Origin of the sequence: Microcystis sp. M44BS1, assembly GCF_020244875.1 — a bacterium.
Taxonomy (GTDB): Bacteria; Cyanobacteriota; Cyanobacteriia; order Cyanobacteriales; family Microcystaceae; genus Microcystis; species Microcystis panniformis.
In genome coordinates this window covers 1-2,683 of the sequence record NZ_JADBVM010000233.1, presented here as the reverse complement: position 1 = coordinate 2,683, position 2,683 = coordinate 1, and the positions used below count along the sequence as shown (strand labels likewise).

Genomic DNA, 2,683 nt, shown 5'->3' with positions numbered 1-2,683 from the left:
TGATAACTGATAACTGATAACTGATAACTGATAACTGATAACTGATAACTGATAACTGATAACTGATAACTGATAACTGATAACTGATAACTGATAACTGATAACTGATAACTGTTTTACTCGGCTTTTACCAAACCCTGAGAGCGAATACAGGCCTGTTCCCAGCGACAATCGGGATTAACTTCCACTGGTTTGAGTCGCGCCCAGATTTCGCCTTGATCATCGGCATAAAAACTATCGATAATAGCAGGAATACGAGTACCAAAAGGTTCAGTAATCAGCACAGAATCGGTCAGATTAAATACTTCGCCATTAGCTCCCGTCGCTTTTTCGATGACGGGAATTTCTGCTTTGGGAATCGGTTTTCGGAATGGAGGAGCCGAATCGAAACGGGGACGGAGAGGAGATTTTATCTCACTACTGACTGATTTTACCGTTTCCTCGGCTGGTTTTTCCTCAATTATTTCTGGAGGGGTTTCTGGAGGTTTGGGGGGTACTGCAGCCCTAGAACCCTTTTTAATAATTTGTAGAGGTTGTAGGGGAGGAGTGGTTTTAATTGGCTCTTCGGGAGGTTCAGGGGTGCTAGGGGTTTTCTTCGGGGGACGTGGCATGATACGACAAGGAAAATAAAAACTATAGGATTATTGAAGCACATCGAGCCGCTAACCCGCTCGACCAGTGCTTGTGTCAATTTTGCTGTGGCTAATTCTTCCCTGGATCCGGGCCAGATACCCCGCACTATAGCTATCTAGGAATTAGTCGATTCCCCTCCCCCCTCTACTTTAATGAAAAAAATTCTCATTAAGTATTGACAAAAATTCCTAATAAGCTTATAGTTATTTATAGTGTTCTCCTCTCAAGGATCGGCAGTGGAACCGCGCGGCAGTCTCTAACAATGCGGTTCCCATTTTTTTTTGGAACGATAGAAGGCTTTTAACGTCTCTAAACTTCTAGGTTTCCTCATCCTTTGGCTTTTATGAACGATAATTCCGACCTGTACCTCGATCATCTCACCCATGCGGATACTGTCATTACTGCTGAAATTGTCGAGCATGAGAGTCAATCAACAGATGAGACAGATTGGCCGGCTCTATCCTCTCATTTACGTCAACAAAATCAAGAATTACAAGCGGAGATCTGGCGACGGGAGCAAGCTCTCGCAGAACTGCGATCGCGGTTAGCCGAGCAACATCGTCGCTTGCAAAGTTGCGATACCCTAATCCAGCAGCAAAGCGAGGAACTGCAATACGAAAAGCAACAATTACAGCGAGCTTTAGGGGAAATCGAACAGTATCGTCAAGCAGAACAACGGCAACCGATGATTATTGCCAATTTGACCGCAGAATTGACCCGCACGCGCCAACAATTAGCCCGTTTAGAGCGAGAATGTGCCTTAATTCAGGAAAGTTATCAGGAAAAAAGCCAAAAACTGTGCAACTATGACCAGCAATTGCAGGAATTACGCACCCGTCTTCAACGTCAACAACGCTACACCCTCCAGTATAAAGCGGCCTTGGCTCAGTATTTCCAGCGCGGTAGCGATCGCAATTCTCCCCCGGATTTAGCCATTGTCGCCAAGGCAGCCGCGATCGAGCCTTGGTCTCAGACAGAGAATCAAGAAAGCGATGAAGTCGCTGCCATGGATGAGTTTTTAGCGGAATTAGAGACAATTGAGCCAGTAGAATCCTTAAATAAGAAAGACAGGGATTGGCCGGCACCTATCATCTCTCCTTCCCCGAAATATTCCTCTTTTCGGGTTGATTTGCCCACTTTTATTAAATATCGCCAAGAAAAAGATAATTCCTGAACAACAGAAAGAGAGCCGGCGACTGTCCATGTTTCGTCTCGGCTCTCTATTCTGGTTCGCTCCTCACACTAATTAAAATCTATCATAAGCTGATGGTTTTGTCCACTAAATTTATAAAAGTTAATATTTTTAGCGAAAATTTGGGTTCAAAACCCCGCCATGACCGCTTAGGGTAGGACGGCTTTTTGGTATCTTTAGCTATCTGATCAATTCTCTGAGAACGTCCGTCTTATTATTAGTTCTACCAGTAGGTTGACAGAATTGATCTAGATGCTCCCTTTGGGAATCTTCTCGACTTTGTGAGATCATCAGTGCTTTATCTCGTGCCAAGGTTCTACCTTGGCACGAGATAAGGGAGGGTTTCCCTCCGTTTAGGGAAAACCGTAGTTTGGCTTTTGCGGCTACGATCCTTGCATAGCAAGACTTTTAAGGCTTAGTGGCTTTCCCGTGAAATTTCATTTCTCTAGCTGGTTGCGGTTTATAAGTTTACAACTGTTGCAAGCTTGTAAGGTTTTATGTAGTTTGTAAGGTTTTATGTAGTTTAGACAAAAGACAAATTGCCCGTCGCTAGAATGAAAATGATGAGGAAAGCAGACTTATCGATGGCTCTGAAAAAACGCACTCAGTTGATTTGTCTGAGAAAGATGACCGAATCATCAAATCAGAAAGGAAAAACTTATGCAGACATACACCCAAGTCTCTACCATCAATATAAGTGATAACACCGCCGCTAACCCTTATCCTTCTTCCCTGACGCTTTCGGGGGTTAATGGCACAATTACAGGGGTAACGGTAACTCTCTACAATATTAATCATACTTACCCCGATGATATTGATATTCTTTTAGTCGGACCGCAAGGACAAACAGTAATTTTA

The 2,683-nt window shown here is 43.6% G+C and carries 2 protein-coding genes and 1 pseudogene; 2 read left to right on the top strand and 1 reads right to left on the bottom strand.

Features of this window, described 5'->3' with window-relative positions:
* Positions 1–116: 116 nt before the first annotated feature.
* The gene (locus IM515_RS18040) at positions 117–611 is read right to left on the bottom strand and encodes a hypothetical protein (protein WP_002738874.1); all 495 of its coding nucleotides are present in this window, start codon (positions 609–611) and stop codon (positions 117–119) included.
* 365 nt (positions 612–976) lie between these two features.
* On the opposite strand from IM515_RS18040, the gene IM515_RS18035 reads away from it, so the two are divergent.
* Both IM515_RS18035 and IM515_RS18030 read left to right on the top strand, forming a co-directional pair.
* Positions 977–1,807, top strand: a complete 831-nt coding sequence (locus tag IM515_RS18035; RefSeq protein WP_287629406.1) for a hypothetical protein — start codon at positions 977–979, stop codon at positions 1,805–1,807.
* A gap of 678 nt (positions 1,808–2,485) precedes the next feature.
* A pseudogene (locus tag IM515_RS18030) lies at positions 2,486–2,683 on the top strand (hypothetical protein); the annotation flags it as partial.

Coding starts and splice junctions, on each gene's coding strand:
- IM515_RS18040 (WP_002738874.1), bottom strand. CDS start 611: ATGCCACGTCCCCCGAAGAAAACCCCTAGCACCCCTGAACCTCCCGAA.
- IM515_RS18035 (WP_287629406.1), top strand. CDS start 977: ATGAACGATAATTCCGACCTGTACCTCGATCATCTCACCCATGCGGAT.